We start from the raw sequence: 20,267 nt of genomic DNA on the forward strand, positions 1-20,267 counted from the left end.
TAAGCTGTCTTTCATAAAAAAACTAAAGAATAGTTAATTGATAAACATTCTCAATTATTTTTTTAATTCTAGCATAAGTACTAACTGATTAAAAGTAAAAATTTATGATTACTTCTTTTCTCATCAACATTCATTTGTTATCAATTTACATTTTTCAAGATGTATACTATAATAATTACTAGTTTAGAATTATTCTAAACTAGTCGGAGGGATTAATAATGAAGAAGAAGAGGAGTCTCGCACAAAAAATTAACGTTATGCGGGCCGCTGTTATGGGGGCCAATGATGGTATTTTGTCCGTCGCTGGTATTGTTATTGGGGTGGCCGGAGCAACTGACAACAACTATGCTATTTTCCTAGCTGGTATCGCTGGTATGCTGGCTGGTACTGTCTCAATGGCTATGGGTGAATATGTATCCGTAAATGCACAGAAGGATGCACAAAAAAAAGCAATTATTCAACAAAAATCTGCACTTTCGCTAAACTATAGTGGAGAAGTAGCATATGTCAAAAATAAATATATGTCGAAGGGGATTCAGCCTGAACTTGCTTCTAGAGCAGCTTCCGAAATGATGAAAAAAAATGCATTGTTAACATCTGTCCGTGAGCGTTTTGGCTTTGATATTAATGAATTTACGAGTCCATATGCTGCAGCATTGTCATCAATGATATCTTTTCCCTTAGGTTCAATTTTGCCTTTATTAGCAATTACATTATTGCCAGAGTCAATAAAGGTGTTTGCAACTTTTATCTCTGTTGTGATCGCACTTGCCATTACAGGATTTATTGCTGCTGTTCTCGGAAATTCAAATCGTAGAAACAGCGTTATGCGTAATACTGTTTCTGGCATATTAACAATGCTTGTGACATATGGCATTGGTATCCTGATAGGAAGGTGATTTTAGATGAGCCCAGATATTTTGAAAAAAAATAAGAGCATTAGTAAGAATTTTAATAAGAATATTGAGAAGAGCACCAGTAAATCAAAGATGACAATTGATGAAAAGTTAAACACTCTGCGTGCCGGAGTTCTTGGATCAAATGATGGAATTCTAACCGTTGTTGGAGTTTTGTTTAGTGTCGCAGTTGCAACAACAAATCAATTTACAATTTTTATTGCTGGCCTTGCTGATTTAATTGCATGTGCTTTTTCAATGGCAGCTGGTGAATACGCATCAGTAAGTACACAAAAGGATACTGAAAAGTCTGTAGTTTCAAAGGAAAAACTGTTACTACGCAACGATTTTGATACCGAAAAAAGACGTATTGCCTTATTCTACGAAGAAAAAGGTGTTACATCTGCAACTGCATCAGAGATTGCTGAAGATTTGATAGCTAAAAAGCCGCTTGAAACACTAGTTGATATTAAATATAACCTAAAGCTGGGCCATTATATGAACCCTTGGGCAGCTGCTTTTTCATCACTATTTTCAGCAACAGCAGGTGGAATTTTCCCATTAGCCGCAATGACATTATGCCCAACTGCTCTTCAATGGCCAGCAACCATCCTTGCCGTTTGTGTCTCAGTCTCCTTAACTGGATACCTGAGTGCCAAGTTAGGCAATGGTCTAGTTAAAATTGCGATTATGCGTAATCTTCTTGTCGGTATTTTGACAATGATCATTCACTATAGCATCGGGATTTTACTATAGACTTTCATGCTTATTTTTTAGTTATTCCGTTTCCTAGGCATAGTAACGTAGTTTATCATATAATGAAGATATCTTAATTATCATAAAATTCTAAGAGGAGCTGCGTTAGATGAAGCCAGAAAACAAAGTAAAAATTCAGCTACTTGATTCCGATCATCTCGTGGAGTCACAAAAAATATTCAAAATACTTGGTAACCCTATACGGCTTCAACTATTGACGATTTTAGAACAACAGTCTCTTAATGTCAGCGATTTAGTTGAATTACTAAATATGGAACAGCCTGTCGTCTCCCACCAGCTGGCAGTGCTGCGCAAGTATCAGCTGGTGACTGCAACTAGGAAGGGTAAGTCAAATTATTATCGGCTTGATGACCCACATATTCTTGATGTAATTAATGAAACACTTGCACATGCAGATCATGTTATTCGTGGGGAAAGGCATGGTGAGTAAACTGTTTCTTTCTTCAAAAGTTATTTTTACTGTATAAACATCAGAAAAGTTATGACATAAGTCGGTAAAATTTGGACACTAGTATGCATTTGTGAACGTAGCAAGTACCTCATCAATAAGTAATTCGAAACTAGACAAAGAATCTTGACTTATGAAACACATTTATCCAGACAAAGACAGAGGGGCTAGGTCAAAGCTCAACTTTGACCTAGCCCCTCTGTCTTTAAATTCCCCTCAAATAATTACGATTTCTATCTGACTACTAAAACTGATATTGGTGCATTTTTAGCCATATATGCTGCTTGACTACCAAAACGCCCCTTAATGCCCTTCTTCGATTCTGAACCAATTATTAATAAATCAGGATTTGCCTTAGGAATAACCTTCTTAACAATTGATTCGCCCGCGTCACCTTCTGCAATAATCGTTCTAACATCCTTGACCCCCCTGTCAAGTGCCTTATCACGATATTCCAAAATATGTTTTTCTAATGCGGATCTCTCACCATGAATAAAATCTTTATCCATTGCTTGAAAAATACTTAATTCATCACTTTCAAGTACAGATGTGATTATAAGTTCTGCTTTTTCTGCAATTGCTCTTTCTATCGCATAGTCAAACGCTAAAAGTGCATCTGCTGAGTCATCAACCCCAACTAATATTTTTTCTATTTTTTTCATCTCGCCACTACCTTTCATGACAATTACCAAACAATCTTGTTATTCTCCCTCAAGATTTGCTTTTGCAGCAAATTCCTTATTTCCCTTGTAGAGATCATAAACCGTCCATGACAGCAACACTAATATTCCAGCAATCAATGCATATGCAATGCAATTGGCGATTGTTAATTGGGTTGCCGAAGCATTATCACCAAAGAAATTTTTTACTTGTCCGGGTAAACCAATGATGTTAAGAAACGTTAATCCTAATACAGAGATCCATCCCAGAGCTTTAATCAAAGTTGTATTCTTAAATCTCTTACCCATCTCGGCATTACTATCGGTTAACATCAATAACGGTAACATTGAGAATGGTAAGGCAAAGGCAAGGAAGACCTGCGAATTGTTCATTAATGTATTCAAGGCCTCATGTTCAGCAATCTCACTCTTACCACTTGTCAAGATAACACAAATCAAAACAGGAACAACTGAGATAAGACGTGTAACTAATCTACGCAACCATAATGGCATTCTTAAATGAACAAAGCCTTCCATGATAACCTGTCCAGTTAATGTTCCCGTAATTGTTGAATTTTGACCTGAAGCTAACAGGGCAACCGCAAACAGAACCGATAAAACTCCTGAGCGAGCTACCTCAGCCAACAGTCCATTACTTAGAGTTGAAGTATCAGAAAGAGCTTGAAAAAGTCCAAAGAATGAAGGATCCTTTACAGCACCCGTCTTAAATACGGCAACACCCATGATGAGAAGGAGTGAATTAACAATAAAAGCAAGAGATAATTGAATATTTGAATCCCATGCAGAAAACCTAACAGCTTGTGCAATCTCTTCGTTATTCTCATGATCAATTTTTCTTGTTTGTGAAACAGCTGAATGCAGATATAGATTATGTGGCATAACAGTTGCTCCAATAATGCCAAGTGCTCCAGTTAATGGTGTCTGTCCACCAACGCTGGGTGAAGTAGCAAATGTCTTTGTTGTTGGTATAAAGCCTTTAAAAATATCACCCCATGATGGGTTTGAAAGTGCTACTTGATAAACAAAAACAAATAAAATAACAAAAATCAAACATACAACAATTGCTTCAATCTTTCTAAAACCAATCTTAGTCAAAAGTAATAATAACAAAACATCAAAAACAGTAATAAATACAGCTATAACTAATGGTATATGGAATAGAAGATATAAGGCAATCGCAGCACCAATAACTTCGGCTATATCAGTTGCCATAATAGCTAACTCTGTTAAGAGCCATAAAACAATCCCTAATGACTTACTTGTACGTGCACGAATTGCTTGTGCCAAATCCATCTGGCTCACAATTCCAAGTTTGGCAGCCATGTATTGCAGTAACATCGCGATCAAACTTGAGATTAAGATAACGGAAATTAATAAATACTGAAAATTTTGTCCACCAGTAATAGATGTTGACCAGTTACCCGGATCCATGTATCCAACAGCAACTAATGCTCCAGGACCAGAGTATGCAAACAATGTCCTAATGAACCCCTTACCTTTTGGTACTTCAACAGTACTATTTATTTCTTCGAGCGAGGGGCCATTAGCATATTCAACTAATTTATGCTTTTTCCCATGAGTATTGTTATTGCTCAAATTAACTTACCACCTTTCAATTATTAAGTAGAACCAAAGTGTATTATACACCCTAGTTCGCTTAATTTGAACTTTTTTTTAGGCTAACCATAAAAAATATTTCTCAATGGTGACTTTTTCTACCAACGTCTACTTAAAATTATAAAAAATGCAGATTTATATATAAGAACTCGGCAATAAGTTCATATAACTTAACAAAATAAGCGTACTATCTTATTTTTCAATATTCTTGGTATCCAGCATACTAATTACAATTCTACTTTTATTTCTTACCCCAGCCCAGTTATCAACCACGTATTTAACTTTATCCAAAGGAAAAATTCTCACTGAAAATGCACCATTGATGTTCCAATCCGTTAATAAGTGCTGCCACATTTTTTCTTTTTCTTCAAGTTTTATATTTACTGAGTCAATCCCCATTAATCGGATACCGCGTAAAATAAAGGGAAACATATTAGTCTTTAATTGATTACCAGCGATATTCCCGCATACTGTAACTACCCCTTTGTAACCAACCCAAGGTAGTACAGCCTCCAAAACAGTTCCTCCGACACAATCCACCACATAATCAAATTTTTGATGTGCAATAAGTTTCTTGGTTTTAAGATCATCACGTAAATATACATTCTTAAATTCGTTGCAATAATTATGTCGCTGGTCTTTATTTCTAACAAGAACTGAAATATTTCTCATTTTCAACTTCTTTAAAATGGCAACAACAATACTTCCCACACCGCCAGTAACACCTGTAACAAGTATTTCCGAATCTCTCTTGGCCCCAAATGAAACTATTTCATTTACCGAAAGTGCGGCTGTCAGTCCAGCGGTGCCGAGTGCCATAACATATTCTAGTGGCACATTTTTGCCTAATCTTATTAACCATTCCGCAGGCACCCTTGCATATTCGGCTAAACCGCCGGTGTGTGAGACACCTACATCATAGCCAGTGCACAACACCTTTTCACCTGTAGTGAATCGAGGATTGCTTGTCTCAATAACTGTTCCACAGAAATCCACTCCCGGAATCATGGGATACTTTCTAATTACACCTGAATTATCCTGAAAAGCCAAGACATCCTTGTAATTCAACGAAGAATACGCAATCTTTACGACTACATCCCCCTCAGATAAATCAGTAAGAGTTATATTTTCCAGCTCCGACTGCACTTTTTGCATATCCTCACTCTTATTAACTATCAGTGCTTTAAATAACTTATCTACCATTATTCAAATCCCCCCTGAGATAGTTCTGCTCTACACTTGGATGATTTCTGCGATTTGTTTTTGTAATTTTGGAATAACATCTATTAAGAACCAAGGATTTTTCTTTAACCAAATATTATTACGTGGCGACGGATGGATAATAGGAAAAAAATCAGGTAAATATTCTGCAAAGTTTTGAACCGTACTTGTTATTGTTGTCTTGGGAGCTAGGTTTAAATAATATCGCTGCGCGTAAGCACCTATCAGAATTGTCAGTTGAATATTCGGCATTTGTGCTCGTAATTTAGGATGCCATTTCTCTGCAATTCCCCTTCTTGGTGGCTTATCACCAGATTTAGCCTTTCCAGGATAATAAAAATCCATTGGGATAACTGCAATTTCCCCGGAATCATAAAATATTGACTTATCAACTCCCAACCACTCACGTAGCCGATCTCCAGAAGCATCGTTCCACATGATGCCGGTATCTTGAACCTTTTTCCCTGGTGCCTGACCGATAATTAGTACCTTAGCCGATTGTGGTACTGAAAAAATTGGATATAGTCCCGCAGCAGTATATCTCTTGTTCTGCTCATCATGAACAATATCATCATATATACTCATTTGTATTTCCCGCTCTCTCAATTTCTATATCTTAATTATACAATAGATTGCAAAATACCTTATACGATACAACTCATTATTGTACTTTGTTTTTCTCATTAAAATAACAGTTAGATACTCTTTGATATGAATCAATTTATATAGTCAAAAAGGCCAGGTCAAAATTTATTTTTCGCCCTAACCCCTCCACTTGTTCCAAATAATCCTATTTCAGAAACCTCCATTACCATTACCAAAAAATACTTAACTATTCGTGACAGTATTTCAGTTTTTCTTTAACTTTGTCATGTCTATAAAATCAGTTTGTCCAATTGGAATTTCCTTTACAATTTTGGGACTCCAAAGCAAAAGCTGATTTTCAATACCAACTTCACATGCTGCAGAAAGGGTAATAATATTATACCCAACTGCATCACTAACATAATGTATTTTATGATTACGACAATCAATATGATAAGCTGTCGACTCTGCAACACCATTTAGTATGTTATCCGTCGTGTAAGTTGTTGCAAAGTGAATATGACCTGCAAATATTCCCTTAACATTCCCGTTACTGCAGACTTCCAATAAGTCATCACCATTTTGTAAAACGCTAAAACGCATGTAATGTAATGATGCACCAGCTATCGGATGATGCATAAAGATCAATGCAGGTCTTTCCTGGCTTTGAAGCAAACTTTCTTTTAGCCACTTCAGTTGTTTCTCATCGAGATATCCTTGTTCTATATTTCCAAATGTAGTATCTAGAAAATAACTATCTACACCAGAAAAAGTCTTCTTATAATAATACTTATCTTGTGGTTTCTCTCGCAAAAAGCCCTCATAAAAAGCCTCGGTTCTATCATGATTACCTAAGATAACTTGAATAGGAATTCCAAGCTGTTGTTCTTTTTCTGCTAGAATTTCTTTCAGATGGACATAATCACTTGCTACTCCTTCATGAATAAGATCCCCAGTTAAAACAATAAATTCAGGTTTCACAGCTATTTTTTTTATATCATCAAACACCATGTTTAATTTAACATATGGATCCAATTGCTGGTTGAAAGACGGTTGGTCACCAGCTGGACTCAAGTGTATATCTGAAATTTGGATAATTGTTATATCATTCATTTTAAACTCCCTCTTCAGTTTTCGAGATTCTTTTTACTCTCATAATCAAATAATAAAATTTTCTCTGCAACAAACGAAAAATAGACTTTATCACCACTGACAAAAACATTATTGGTGATGATTGTTTTGATGGACTGATTTTCTTTGATATTCAGCGTCAACTGCTGATAACGCCCATAATCAACAATCGTTTCAACCTGTGCAGGTAAATCCAATAAATCTGTCCGTTCTTTTTTTACAATTACGTGTTCTGGTCTAATTCCTAACCAAAGTTGATTGCTTGTTAATTTCAAATTTTTCAACCGTTCTGTATTCGAAAGTATAACTTCTTCATTGAAAAGCAACTTTCCTTGATCATAGGTAACTTCTAGTGTATTAATTCTCGGAGTACCAATAAATTGTGCCACAAAAAGATTTGTCGGGTGATTGTAAATGTTATCAGGTGTGTCTATCATTTGAATAATCCCATCATTGATAATTGCAATCCTATCTCCTAAGGCCATTGCCTCTAACTGATCATGTGTTACATAAACAATTGTCTGATGATTTTTTTCATGCAATGCCTGAATTTCATCACGTGCCTTTTCACGTAACTGTACATCAATATTTGAAAGAGGTTCATCCAAAAGAAATATCTTGCTATGCTTAACCATCCCTCTTCCGAGTGCCACTCGCTGTTTTTGTCCTCCAGAAAGCTGACCAGGCAAGCGATCACGATATGCTGTTAAATTAAGGGTTTCAAGAATTTCTTCCAGTCTTTTCTGCCGCTCTTCTTTCTTTACTTTGTGTACTTTTAATGAATATTCTAAATTTTGATAGACTGTCATGTTGGGATACAATGCATAATCTTGAAAAACCATCGCAATATTGCGCTCAAGGCTTGAAATTTTTTGTGAATTTCGACCGTCAATCAGAATTTCTCCAGTGCTCGGAACTTCTAGTCCTGCAATCATCCGCAAAGTGGTTGACTTACCACAGCCTGATGGACCTAGCATTACTAGAAATTCCCCTTCTTTAACCTGCAAATTCATTTTACGTATTATATTAGTTTTTTTGTAATTTTTTGTAACATCCTTTAATTCTAAAACTACCTTATCACTCATAATTAACCACCTTATTTTAGTCCTGAACTGCTGATACTATTTAAAATGTAACGTTGAAAAATCAAATAAATCAGCAATGGCACAATAATCATAATAGTTGACAATGCCATAGCTAGAGGAAAGTTAGTCCCACCTTCACTAGAAATATAGTTTTGTAGCGCTAATGGCAGTGTAAAACTATTCTTGTCTTTCAAAATTAATGTTGGCCAAACATACTCATTCCACGAATTAATAAAGAAAATTGCTCCGATACTAATAATATTCGGCCGTAAAATAGGAACCACAATGTCCTTCAAAATCTTGTATGCCGGAATATCATCAATCCTCACAGACTCTATCAAACTATTCGGAATTTTATCCATTGCTTTAAGGAAGAGCATAATACCTGTTGCATCACAAAGTTGTGGCAATGCTACACCCAGAGCAGTATTCAATAAATTAAGTTTAGAAATTACTAAAAAGTTTGGAATCATTACTACTGTAAATGGGACAAAAATCGTAGAGATAAAAGCAAAATAGATTAGCTTTTTCCCTTTGAATGAAAAATATTTAAATGCATATGCTGATAACAAACCAGTGACAATTTTCCCAATTGTTACAATTGTTGCCATAAAAAATGTATTCCAAATTATTCTTAAAAGACTGATTTGTTTATCCAAAGTTAAATAGTTGTTGAGAGTTGGATGTGCCGGAATAATCTGCAACATAGAATGATAAGAATCTTGTAATGTCTTAAAAGAATTAGAAATCATGAAAAGAACTGGTAGCAATAAAACTAAACAGATTACTATCAATAGAAAATGCCAACCACTCTCTTTGAGTTTATTCATATCTGCTCGTTCTCCCTTCAACAAATTTTATCTCCAAATAAAGAAGTACCAGAAAGATAACAAATGTAACTATAGCTAATGCTGATGCATTCCCTGTTTTGTAGAGAACGAAAGCATTCAAATAAGTATGATACAGAGCATTTGATGATCCATAGTATGGTCCTCCTTGAGTAATAACACTGATTGGTGTAAAAACATATTGTAGTCCCTGAACAATTGTCAGAATTAACACATAGAAGGCAATACTCTTATTCAATGGAAAAACAATGTCCCAAATCATTCTCCATTTGGGAATACTATCCATCTTAGTTGCATCAATAATGTTTTGTGGTACACTCCCGAGGCCTGTCAGTAATAGGACAAAATTGTAGCCAAAGACTTTCCAATTAGTTATCAAACAAATTACTACGACTGCCATTGCTCCTGAATTAGTCCAGTTAGGTAAAGTGAGACCCAAATTTCTCATGAAAAAAGCAACTGGTCCTGAGACTGGATTCATAATCCAAGAAAAGAGCATTGCTCCTACTACCAATGAAAATAAACTAGGAATAAAAAAGATTATTTTATAGGCAGTTTGCATTTTACTAATGAAAAATTTAACTATTATTGAAATGAAATATGGAACTAAAAAATTTAAGACAAGCAATAATAGAATATAGAATACTGTATTTAAAATAATTTTCCGATTAACAGGGTCTGTAAAAATACTGAGATAATTTTCTAACCCTACAAAATCTTTTGTTGGTGCAATTAAGTTCCAATTAAAGAAACTGAGATAGAACGTATATATTATCGGAGCAATAATAAAAACCAACAGTATGAGCGCTGTTGGAAAAAGATAAGCAATTGTTAAAACCTTATTTTTTTTATTTCTGTTGTTCATTGATCTTCTCCTGTGTGCTTTTCAATGTTTCTTGCACATTGCTGCCAGACAAAATTTTGTCACGTGCATCAATCATTGCTTGTTCTGCCTGTAACCCATTCTTAGGAAATGATGTCCATGAAACTGCCGTCTTGATTTGACTAGCGGCTGGTTTCAACATTGGATTTTCACTTAAATAACTTTTGAATGCTTTTGAACTTAATGCACTTTGAGTAGGTGGAAGATACCCTGTTCCCTTACTCCAAGTTACCAAAGAACTATTCTTATACAGATATTTTTCAAAAGTCCAAGCAGCCTTTTGCTTTTCCGTACTTTGTGCAGTAATAGCAAGCATCGATCCTCCAACTGGAACAGTTGCCTTATGTCCCTTAAAGTGAGGTGAGGTAATTGCCTCTACATCAAAATTAGCACTTTGTTTAATGTGAGATGCCTGTGCAACAGTAGTGTACGCAATTGCAACTTTACCATTTACAAAATCATCAACGCCCTGTGCCCAAGGAGTGTGCAATGCTGTCTTATCCTTAACGACCATGTCTTGATAGAATTGATAGGCCTTTACGCCTGCAGCACTAGCAAAAACTGCTTTCCCATTCTTTTTGATTTTTGCTCCGTTACTTAACTGTAAAGCCTGTTGAGCCCATGTATCCGCGGGTTCTTGAATGTAAAGACCATAGTTTCCGCTTGCTTCTTTAATTTTCTTAGCTGCAGCACTGACACCCTCCCAAGTTGAAAGGCTGCTGGCCTTTATACCATATTTATCAAGCATTGTTTTGTTGTAATACAAAATTGGTGTACTTAATGAATAAGGCAATCCAACCAATTTTCCATTGCTATCTTTAGCAAAAGACAAAGTCCGAGTGGTAAAATTCTTGCTAATAAAGGTTTTACTGCTATCAAACTTGCTCTGCGCATCAGTAGGTGTTAAATACTTAAAATTATCAGCAAAATAATTCATATATGCCCAACCGACTTGAACAACATCCGGCACTTTACCTGATGCTTGTGCAGATTGTAAATTCTGCATTAGTCCCTGATACATATTGGGATTATATTTTGCTGTCACCTTTATGTATTTATGCGTTTTATTAAACTTCTTTACAAGCGCATCTACGGAAGCCCCCCCTGGGTCTGTGCATTAACATGCCAATAGGAAATATGTACAACCTTTTTTGAGGCTGCTTTCCCACTTGAACAACCAGCAAATAATACTGCCACCATCATTAAAACTAATATTCCAACCGTTCTCTTGAACAAAGTTAAAAACTTCAAGTAAATCTCTCCCTTCTTTACTAGTCAATGATAATCCTGGTTTGTATTCTTTCTGTTTGAAAAAGGTAATGCTAATGTAAAAAATAAGTAAAGTACTTACGAATTCGTATTTACAATTCACTATTGATATTAAATTAGCGTCAATTAAGTGTAATGACATCTAAATTATTTATAATTTAACAGCCTTTTTAGCAGACAAATAAAAAAGCCCTCAAATGAGAGCCACCTTCTAAATTAATTATATTTCTGAATAAAAACCATTCATTAAACCATTGATACTAATCCAGCCGCTAAAATTCCACCTAAGATTGGCCCAACCATCGGAACCCATGCATATGCCCAATTAGGGTTTGTTTTGTTCGGTACTGGTAAAATAGTATATGCCAATCTTGGACCCCAATCACGTGCAGGATTAAGGGCAAAACCAGTTGTCCCACCTAGTGCCTGACCGACGACAGTAATTAGTAACCCTACTATTAAAGGCTTGAGGCCTTGAGTAAAGTTGCCTAGATTTAATAAAGTAAAAATGAAGATAAATGTTGCGATAACTTCACTTAAAAAGTTGAAAACTGGACTATTAATTGCGGGTGCAGTGGCAAAAATACCAACAGTGTTCCCTTCTTCAACTGTCTTAGAATCTTTGAAGTGAGGGTAATATTGCAATATAATAATGGCTGCTCCTACGAAGGCACCTATAAATTGGCCTAATAAATACGGCAGGACTTCGTTCCAAGGGAAAAATCCAAATACTGCGAACCCAATCGTTACTGCTGGATTAAGATGACCTAATGAGCCGAACATTCCGGCAACATACACCCCAAAAGCTACTGCTAACCCCCATGCAATCGAGATGTACCACCAATCTTGCCCATTTGCATACGACTTTTTTAAATTTACCCCCGCTCCACATCCGACACCAAAAACAATTAAAACGGCTGTTCCAAATAATTCCCCTAAAAAACCACTCATTATTTTTCCCCCTTACTTAATTTTTAATGGTGCTAATTGCTCTTCAACGTCTGCAAGTGCGACGTCTGCTTCTAATAAAGTTGCTGCTGTATATGCACCCTCAACCAAAGCAACATCATAGATATTAACCTTCTTGTCGGACATTTCCACAGCTAGTTCCAAATTCATCTTAGAACTACCTAAATCATAAAAGGCTAGCAATTCCTGTGCCTTATTACGCTCAAAAGCATCCATAATTTTACCTGCACTTGTACCTATTTCATTATCATCAGTTCCTCCAGCAGATGTAATTGATACATCAGCTGCAACCTGTTCCAATAACTCAGGAATTCCCTTGGCTACTTCTGGAACATGTGAAACAATTACTATTCCAATTTTCTTTGTCATCTAATACCTCCTGCTTCGATGAAACATTCAAATAAATACTGGCTTGAAACAGCTCCTGGATCCAAATGGCCAACCGAACGTTCGCCTAAATATGAAGCTCTTCCTTTTTTAGCCACCAGATCTTTAGTCCCATCAGCCGCTTCTTTGATTTTTTCAACTGATAAGCTATCAGTTTCTAGTGAAGTAACAACTGGTGCCCATACATCAACCATTGTCTTATCACCGGTTGTCGCACCACCACGTTTCTTGATTCCCTCTAATGCCAGTTTAAATAACTCTGCTGGTGCTTGTGTTTTTTCACAATTTTTAGCCATTTCTAGGAATGCTGTCCCATATAACGGACCCGCAGCCCCACCAACTTTACTAATCAAGGCCATCGCAACAGTCTTTAGAATTGTCTTTAAGTCTGGGTCGGAAAGCTTATCCAGACTATCTTCAACTCCCTGCATCCCCCTCATCATGTTATTGCCATGATCTCCATCGCCTATTGGAGTATCAAGCTCGCTTAAATATGCTTTCTGTTCACTAATTTTTGAGTAAAATAACTTCATCCATTTGTCTACTATCTCAGCTGTTATCATTTTTTCTCTCCTTCTACCATGCAATTGTTTCAACTGGGTAATTCAAATAATCCAGCCATTTTTCATCAATCAAATCAAAAATTGTTAAAGATATGCCAGCCATGTCAATTGAAGTCATATAATTTCCAACCTTCATAAAAGCGGGTTTAATCTTCCTTGTAGCAAGTTCATCTAACAAGTCATGGCTAAACACATATTGTTCCATTAACGGAGTAGCACCCATACCATTAACCAAAATAGCATACCTGTGAGTTGCATCTAACTTTAGTTCACTATCGATTTTAGAAACTAGTTCTCCAGCAAGTTCATGGGAGGTCTTAATCTTTTCTCGTCGATAGCCTGGTTCACTGTGAATTCCGACCCCATACTCGATCTCATCATCGGCAAGCTCGAATCCAGGTTTCCCTACCTCAGGTACGGTAGCCGCTGATAAAGCAACTGCAATCGTACCAATATGCGGTAATGCCTTATTTGCTAATTTTTCAATTTCTTCTAGGGAAGCCCCCTGATCTGCTGCAGCACCAACTAGTTTATGCATAAGTACCGTCCCAGCGACTCCGCGTCTTCCCTGTGTATACAAGCTATTCTCAACCGCAATATCATCATCAACTATTATTGATTTAACAGGAATATCATCTAATTCCGCCATGTCACTCGCCATATCGAAATTCATAACATCCCCAGAATAATTTTTAATAACTAAAAAAACTCCTTTACCAGTATTTACAGCCTTGATTGCCTCATAGATTTGATCCGGTGTCGGTGAGGTAAATACTTGACCTGCAACAGCTGCACTTAGCATTCCCTTGCCTACAAAGCCAGGATGAGCAGGTTCATGTCCACTCCCGCCTCCACTCACGATTCCAACTTTTCCATCCATTGAAGATTTATTGCTTCTCACAACGGCCTCAGTTTCAGGTATTCGCTCTACATATTGTGGATATGCCCGAACCAATCCATCGATCATTTCCGGGACGACATCTCCAGGACTATTAATTATCTTTTTCATCCAATTACTTCCCTTCAAGATAGTTTCATGTAATTAATGCGCTTACAAAAAAACATTGCTACAACTCTTACACCTTCATTTTTACCATAAAAATTATAAAAATTATAGTGAAAAGGCTTACTAAAAATAACAGATCGACAAAACAGGAAATTATAAAAAAAGCAATTATTTATTAAAATTGAGATTTGGACAGACATTGTGTGCCTTTTTGCTACATCAGAAAGCATAATTTTGAGAAAGCAATAAAAAAGTTTGAAAGGGAAGTTGCTATTGTCCATCATAGTTTTGAATTGGATCCAATCCCGCAGTTCTTGTAATTGAAGAGTTTACCAAAAAAGGTATCATATCGTTAAAACAAGCCCATGAACTGAATAGCCGCTTACCCAAATTGACAAAATATTCTGGGCTTGACTATCACATGGATAATATCAGAGTCGTTAATACTTTTAATACACATCGTATTGCCCACTTTGCCGAAGAAAAAGGAGATTCATGTTCAATTGATGATCGTGTATAATTGTCGGCTTCACATTTCTATCTAAGGATCTGCAAATTTTAAATATAACTCTTAGAACACAGCCATACGTAACAACTAGAAGAGCTAGGTCAAAATTCAATTGTTGACCCAGCTTTTTTTGCATCATACAAGAATCACCGAATCTTGTTCATGCCTGTCTTCTTTAACTAATTTCTGTTTAAACTTCTATAAAATACAAAAGAATTACATTTATCACATAATTCTTTTACAAGCGACAACTACACTTGAGTTGTTTCAAATCAAAAATACTAAGGAGTAAGGCAATGTCTATTGAATTAATTAATATTTCAAAAACATATAATGGTTCAGACTTTATACTTTCAGATATTTCCGTCAAAATTGAAACGGGGGAATTCTTCGCTATTGTAGGTCCGTCAGGCTGTGGTAAAAGTACGCTTTTACGTATGATTGCAGGATTAATTCCCATTTCAAATGGGCAGTTAAAAATCGATGGTAAAGATGTTACCAACCTTCCTCCACAGGAACGAGCATTGACCATGGTTTTTCAAAATTATGCGCTTTTTCCTTTTCTAAATGTTAAGGATAACGTGGCTTTTGGCCTAAAGGCGCGCAAGATGGCGAACTCTGAAATAAATACTCGTGTTAATCATGCTCTTGAATTAGTCAATTTAACCGATTTTATTGACCGTAAACCTGGCGAACTCTCGGGTGGACAAAGACAGCGTGTAGCACTCGCCCGTGCGATTGCCAGTGATGCCAAAATCTGTCTCATGGATGAACCGCTCTCAAATTTAGATGCGCAATTGCGCAATAAAATGCGTTCTGAAATTCGTGAATTACAGCAAAAACTTGGCCTTACACTCATTTATGTCACCCATGATCAAGTTGAGGCGATGACAATGGCTGATAGAATTATGGTACTTAATGATGCCCAAACTCAACAGATCGATTCAGCCTCAAATATTTATGACACCCCATCAAATACTTTCGTTGCGAGTTTCTTTGGTACCCCACAAATGAATCTGATTCCTATAACTTTAAAGGAAAATAACCAACTTTCTGCTATAGAAATTAGTTTGAAGTTTTCTATAATCAAAAGTCTAAAGGCCGGAAATTATTTGATTGGTGTACGACCAAACGCACTCTCAATTGATCTAGAAAGCAATGAAACGAATGCGGTGGTAACCAATATTGAATATTTGGGAACACACTCAATTGTGCATGCGCAATTAGATAATTCACAGGAAATTCGGATTGAGACAAGCAGTAAACGTAATTTATCGGTGGATGAACGAATCTCCGTAAGTGTCACAGGAAGCCATTACGTTTTTAGTGAAGATGGTCAAAAGCTTTTGAATACGAATGGAGGGTATACAGATGGAAACTCAAGCAAAGAACCCCAACTTCAATATAGTATCTAAAAAAAAGAAAAGTGTAGATCTTTCGCTGGGATACAATCCTTACGCGAAGGATAAGCGTTATGCAGTGTTATTTTTAGGCCCCTCACTTTTAATTTTAGCTATTTTTGTGTTTTATCCGATGTTGCGCACTATTTACCTAAGTCTTTTTTTAACAAACAACCTTGGGAAACCAACAGTCTTCATTGGACTAAAAAATTACTTCTCATTACTTTCTTCAAGTTCTTATATCAACAGTTTGATTGCAACACTTATCTACGTTATTGCAGTCTCGATCTTCACAATTGCAATCGGTCTTATTTTGGCTCAGACAGCCACAAAAAAAATAGCTGGTATTAACTTCTTCAGAACCGTCTTCTCAGCAACAATGGGTGTTTCCGTATCAGTTGCTGCAATTTTTTGGTTATTTATCTTCAATCCATCTGTTGGTTTATTAAGCCAATTGTTCACTGCACTCAATCTGACCCCTATTAATTGGTTGACTGAACCTGGTTGGGCGATGACCGCTGTCGTAATTTCAACAGTATGGATGAATCTTGGTTTTACCTTCCTGATATTCTTTGGGGCACTCCAGTCTGTACCTTATACACTTTATGAAGCCGCACAAATAGAAGGTGTTTCTAAGTCTTATCAATTCTTTCATATTACGTTGCCAATGATTTCACCAACTATCTTCTTTGTTTCAATCATCACATTAATTGAATCATTCAAAAGTTTTGGTTTAATTGACTTGATGACTGCTGGTGGACCAAATAATGCTACAAATCTGCTTGTATATCGGATATACCAAGATGCCTTTTTAAACGGCAATTATGGTCTAGCCAGCACTGAATCTGTAATTCTGGCAATCATTATTGCAATTTTCACATTCATTCAATTCAAAGTTCTTGAAAAGCGAGTGACTTACTAATGACACAATATAAAAAAAGAGAAAAAATTCAACGTGTGTTTCATTACTCATTACTAGTCATCCTAACAATTTTTATCATCATTCCTTTTTTGTTAGGATTCTGGACCAGTCTACTACCAACCGCGGACATCTCTAAGGGAGCTCTTTGGAGCAGCCATATTTCATTAGACAACTACGTTACTGCGATAACCCAGACACCTATTATTCGCTATCTCTTCAATAGTCTCCTGATTTCTTTGTTAACAATGTTCGCTCAAATCATTTTCTGCTCAATGAGTGCTTATTCCTTTGTATTTCTGAAGTTCAAAGGACGCGATATGTTATTCTACGTATTCCTCGCAACAATGATGCTACCCTTTGAAGCTGAAGTAATTCCAAATTTCACAACGGTTCGTGATCTAGGTTTACTCAACCATTATGCCGTCATGATCATTCCGTTCCTAACTTCTGCTTTTGGTACTTTTATGCTGCGTCAGGCCTTCCTACAAATTCCAGCAGAATTGAAAGAAGCTGGGGATATAGAAGGGCTATCACACTGGCAATACTACTATAAGGTTGTAATGCCCTACTCAAGAATCAGCGTTTATACACTGGCAGCATACAGCTTTCTTTCAAGCTGGAACCAATATTTATGGCCAATGCTCACTACCTTCAGCGACAATTTTCGACCTGTTCAAGATGGGCTTAGACAATTACAGTCACAGGAAACATTCAACAACTGGGGAATGATTCAAGCAAGTGCAGCAATCATCATAATCCCTACTCTAATCGCTTTATTCTTTGGCCAGCATTATTTCAAATCCGGACTTAATGAAGGTGCTATCAAATGAAAAGAAAAAAAACAATGTTTACTGTTTTAATTATTATCTTCCTTGCAATAATTGGTTTTGCTTTTTTGCAAAAAAGCAGTGCAAAAGCTGACTCACGCATTAAAATTGTTTTCTGGCATGAAATGACTGGGCCTGGACAAGTACAACTAAATAAATTTGTTAAAGAATTCAACAACTCACAAAACAAGTATGTGGTCGTTCCACAATTTGAAGGAAATTATAACGAGGCCGTGCAAAAAATATTGAATACCCATGGAACTGATGCCTCTCCAGCAGTATTTCAATCAATGGATGTTTCAACGAGCCAGATTTATAATTCTGGTTATACTACTCCAGTCCAGAAATTTATTGATAAGGAGGGGTATGATATGAGTAAGATTTCAGCTGTAGCCCGCGCATTTTATTCCAAAAATGGTACACAACTCTCAATGCCCTTCAATACTTCACAACCAGTCCTATACTATAACGCAACGCTTTTGAAAAAATATGGGATAACTCCTCCCCCAGTCGACCCAAGTTACAGTGACATTACTAGAGTAGCCACCGAGCTTTATCAGAAGTCTGGCAAAAAAGTTAAGGGACTGAGTGTTGAAATTTATGGTTGGCTTTTTGAACAGTTTTTAGCTAACGGTGGTGAGTCGCTGGCTAATAACAATGATGGCCATTCAGGAGTCCCAACTTCCGTTAATTTTTCAGGAACAGTCGCAACGAAAACGATGAAATGGCTGCAAGAGAATATTAAAGGTGGTGCATTCATGAACTTTGGTGCCGGTTCAAGTGCCTCGGCCAACGAAATGGCCGCATTTCTTTCAGGCAAACTTGGAATGTTCCTGCAATCTTCTGCTGATATTAGTCAATTAACAGCAGGTACGAAAGACAAGCTAGGTATCACATATTATCCACACCCAGATGGACAAAAGTCTAATGGTGTTTCAATTGGAGGTGCTTCACTCTGGATTTCAAATGATAAATCCAGTGAAGTGCAACAGGGTTCGTGGGAATTTATCAAGTTTTTGATGACTGCTAAAAATCAGGCTGCATGGCAAGTTGCCACTGGGTATCTTGCTTTAAATGAGGATTCGCAAGAAGAACCTGCACTAAAGAAATTATATAAGAGTCAACCAGAAGCAAAAATTCCTGGGCAACAGTTGAGACGTACAAAACCAAATAATACAAACTCTGGAATTTTCATGCAGGGATTGATTCAAGAACGTACACTAACTCAAACTGCGATGGAACAAATTTATAACGGCAGCAACATTAAAAATTCACTCGTTGAAGCTGAAAAAGCAATGAATAGCTATATAACCTCTAATAATCTGGCGAATAAGGTTAGCCAAAAGTAAGGTTAGTCTTTGCCAAAAACTAATTATTAGCCACTTAAAATCTGATTGGTTCTCTATGAAGATTCTTGTAACTAGACTCAAAGATAAAATCTTATCAAGTACGAGAATTAGAAAAATATACACATGTTATCATTTGCAAATCATTACCAGTAATTATCCACCAGCATAGCTGGTGGCTTTTTATTAGCCCTAGAAGGGCTCGACCCCACACAAAAAGCCCCTTCAAGGAGCCCAACAAAAAACTACCAATCGCTATAGCTTTAATTATTTTTTTGTTTGAATGGATCAATGTATTCTCTTTTACTAATTGTATCCCGCAGTTGATCTTCTGATTCTTGTTCTCGAATATATTTTTCTATTGTTTTTTGATTTAGTCCAACTGTACTTGCGAAGTATCCTCTTGCCCAAAAACTCCTATTTCCATAATTGTATTTCAAATTTGCATGACGTTCATGGATAATTACTGCACTTCTTCCTTTCAAATATCCCATGAAGCTTGAAACACTTATTTTTGGTAGTATTTTTACAAGCATATGAATATGATCTGGCATTGCATGGGCTTCGATTATCTCCACTTCTTTTAGCTCACATAACCTTCTAAGTTTTCCATATATAACCTTTCTTCGGTATTTCGGTGCGAATACTATATGATACTTACAATTCCATCTCGTATGTGCTAAGCTATTATCATCTTTTGACAATGCAAAAACTTCCTTTCGTATATGTTTTGGTTGGTAGCCGAAAACTATTATATCGAAAGGAAGTTTTTCTCGCTAAAGCTCTTTTGACCCCCACAAGTAAAACTTGTGGTTTATTTAACGAACTAATACAAAAAAAGGACGAGGCTGTGACATAACTAGCCTCTGTATAAGCAAATAGGACGAGAAACCGAATTT

22 protein-coding genes are annotated in these 20,267 nt (G+C 36.4%); 7 read left to right on the forward strand and 15 right to left on the reverse strand.

Features of this window, described 5'->3' with window-relative positions:
* The first annotated feature begins 218 nt into the window (after positions 1-218).
* The 3 genes from IV36_RS09280 (at position 219) to IV36_RS09290 (ending at position 2,103) form a co-directional block, all read left to right on the forward strand.
* Positions 219-899 (forward strand): VIT1/CCC1 transporter family protein, encoded by a 681-nt coding sequence (locus IV36_RS09280; protein ID WP_056991941.1) that lies wholly within the window; start codon positions 219-221, stop codon positions 897-899.
* Between the two features lie 90 nt (positions 900-989).
* Positions 990-1,652, forward strand: coding sequence for a VIT1/CCC1 transporter family protein (locus tag IV36_RS09285; protein ID WP_056991979.1), 663 nt, complete (start codon positions 990-992; stop codon positions 1,650-1,652).
* Positions 1,653-1,761: 109 nt separating this feature from the next.
* The gene (locus IV36_RS09290; RefSeq protein WP_056991943.1) at positions 1,762-2,103 is read left to right on the forward strand and encodes an ArsR/SmtB family transcription factor; all 342 of its coding nucleotides are present in this window, start codon (positions 1,762-1,764) and stop codon (positions 2,101-2,103) included.
* 251 nt (positions 2,104-2,354) lie between these two features.
* Here IV36_RS09290 and IV36_RS09295 read toward each other — a convergent pair whose 3' ends face one another.
* The 14 genes from IV36_RS09295 to dhaK form a co-directional block, all read right to left on the reverse strand.
* A complete protein-coding gene (locus tag IV36_RS09295) occupies positions 2,355-2,783 on the reverse strand; it encodes a universal stress protein (RefSeq protein ID WP_034541876.1) in 429 nt (142 codons plus the stop codon).
* 39 nt (positions 2,784-2,822) lie between these two features.
* Complete coding sequence (locus tag IV36_RS09300) at positions 2,823-4,397, reverse strand: Nramp family divalent metal transporter (RefSeq protein WP_056991945.1); 1,575 nt, start codon at positions 4,395-4,397, stop codon at positions 2,823-2,825.
* 213 nt (positions 4,398-4,610) lie between these two features.
* Positions 4,611-5,621, reverse strand: a complete 1,011-nt coding sequence (locus IV36_RS09305; RefSeq protein ID WP_056991949.1) for a YhdH/YhfP family quinone oxidoreductase — start codon at positions 5,619-5,621, stop codon at positions 4,611-4,613.
* A gap of 30 nt (positions 5,622-5,651) precedes the next feature.
* Positions 5,652-6,224, reverse strand: coding sequence for a uracil-DNA glycosylase family protein (locus tag IV36_RS09310; RefSeq protein ID WP_056991951.1), 573 nt, complete (start codon positions 6,222-6,224; stop codon positions 5,652-5,654).
* 264 nt (positions 6,225-6,488) lie between these two features.
* On the reverse strand, positions 6,489-7,337 hold the full coding sequence (locus IV36_RS09315; protein WP_056991953.1) for a metallophosphoesterase family protein: 849 nt from the start codon (positions 7,335-7,337) through the stop codon (positions 6,489-6,491).
* 14 nt (positions 7,338-7,351) lie between these two features.
* A complete protein-coding gene (locus IV36_RS09320; RefSeq protein ID WP_056991955.1) occupies positions 7,352-8,440 on the reverse strand; it encodes an ABC transporter ATP-binding protein in 1,089 nt (362 codons plus the stop codon).
* Between the two features lie 11 nt (positions 8,441-8,451).
* Positions 8,452-9,270 carry a carbohydrate ABC transporter permease gene (locus IV36_RS09325; RefSeq protein ID WP_056991957.1) on the reverse strand — a complete coding sequence of 273 codons (819 nt, stop codon included), beginning with the start codon at positions 9,268-9,270 and terminating at the stop codon, positions 8,452-8,454.
* Positions 9,263-10,153 carry a carbohydrate ABC transporter permease gene (locus IV36_RS09330; RefSeq protein WP_004563402.1) on the reverse strand — a complete coding sequence of 297 codons (891 nt, stop codon included), beginning with the start codon at positions 10,151-10,153 and terminating at the stop codon, positions 9,263-9,265. The genes IV36_RS09325 and IV36_RS09330 overlap by 8 nt, the downstream gene beginning before the upstream one ends.
* Complete coding sequence (locus tag IV36_RS09335; RefSeq protein ID WP_235810297.1) at positions 10,137-11,216, reverse strand: ABC transporter substrate-binding protein; 1,080 nt, start codon at positions 11,214-11,216, stop codon at positions 10,137-10,139. Before IV36_RS09335 ends, IV36_RS09330 begins: the two co-directional genes overlap by 17 nt.
* Positions 11,217-11,260: 44 nt before the next feature.
* Positions 11,261-11,422 (reverse strand): hypothetical protein, encoded by a 162-nt coding sequence (locus IV36_RS12445; RefSeq protein WP_235810299.1) that lies wholly within the window; start codon positions 11,420-11,422, stop codon positions 11,261-11,263.
* A gap of 264 nt (positions 11,423-11,686) precedes the next feature.
* Positions 11,687-12,391, reverse strand: coding sequence for an MIP/aquaporin family protein (locus IV36_RS09340; protein WP_056991959.1), 705 nt, complete (start codon positions 12,389-12,391; stop codon positions 11,687-11,689).
* A 12-nt stretch (positions 12,392-12,403) separates the two neighbouring features.
* Entirely contained in the window at positions 12,404-12,778 is a 375-nt protein-coding gene (gene dhaM, locus IV36_RS09345; protein ID WP_056991961.1) for a dihydroxyacetone kinase phosphoryl donor subunit DhaM, read from the reverse strand.
* Positions 12,775-13,359 (reverse strand): dihydroxyacetone kinase subunit DhaL, encoded by a 585-nt coding sequence (dhaL, locus tag IV36_RS09350; protein ID WP_056991963.1) that lies wholly within the window; start codon positions 13,357-13,359, stop codon positions 12,775-12,777. Before dhaL ends, dhaM begins: the two co-directional genes overlap by 4 nt.
* A 13-nt stretch (positions 13,360-13,372) precedes the next feature.
* Positions 13,373-14,368 carry a dihydroxyacetone kinase subunit DhaK gene (gene dhaK / locus IV36_RS09355; RefSeq protein ID WP_056991965.1) on the reverse strand — a complete coding sequence of 332 codons (996 nt, stop codon included), beginning with the start codon at positions 14,366-14,368 and terminating at the stop codon, positions 13,373-13,375.
* 801 nt (positions 14,369-15,169) lie between these two features.
* Here dhaK and IV36_RS09360 point away from each other — a divergent pair.
* Genes IV36_RS09360 through IV36_RS09375 form a run of 4 tightly spaced genes read left to right on the forward strand, consistent with a single transcriptional unit; the run spans position 15,170 to position 19,371 of the window.
* Positions 15,170-16,288, forward strand: a complete 1,119-nt coding sequence (locus IV36_RS09360; RefSeq protein WP_056991967.1) for an ABC transporter ATP-binding protein — start codon at positions 15,170-15,172, stop codon at positions 16,286-16,288.
* Positions 16,245-17,195: a carbohydrate ABC transporter permease gene (locus IV36_RS09365; RefSeq protein WP_056991969.1), complete on the forward strand. Its 951-nt coding sequence runs from the start codon at positions 16,245-16,247 to the stop codon at positions 17,193-17,195. Before IV36_RS09360 ends, IV36_RS09365 begins: the two co-directional genes overlap by 44 nt.
* Positions 17,195-18,025 (forward strand): carbohydrate ABC transporter permease, encoded by an 831-nt coding sequence (locus IV36_RS09370; RefSeq protein ID WP_056991971.1) that lies wholly within the window; start codon positions 17,195-17,197, stop codon positions 18,023-18,025. Before IV36_RS09365 ends, IV36_RS09370 begins: the two co-directional genes overlap by 1 nt.
* Entirely contained in the window at positions 18,022-19,371 is a 1,350-nt protein-coding gene (locus tag IV36_RS09375) for an ABC transporter substrate-binding protein (RefSeq protein ID WP_056991972.1), read from the forward strand. The genes IV36_RS09370 and IV36_RS09375 overlap by 4 nt, the downstream gene beginning before the upstream one ends.
* A 260-nt stretch (positions 19,372-19,631) precedes the next feature.
* Here the strand turns inward: IV36_RS09375 and tnpA are convergent, their stop codons facing one another.
* Complete coding sequence (gene tnpA / locus IV36_RS09385; RefSeq protein WP_056991975.1) at positions 19,632-20,072, reverse strand: IS200/IS605 family transposase; 441 nt, start codon at positions 20,070-20,072, stop codon at positions 19,632-19,634.
* Positions 20,073-20,267 lie beyond the last annotated feature (195 nt).

Origin of the sequence: Liquorilactobacillus mali, from assembly GCF_001437155.1 — a bacterium.
Taxonomy (GTDB): Bacteria; Bacillota; Bacilli; order Lactobacillales; family Lactobacillaceae; genus Liquorilactobacillus; species Liquorilactobacillus mali_A.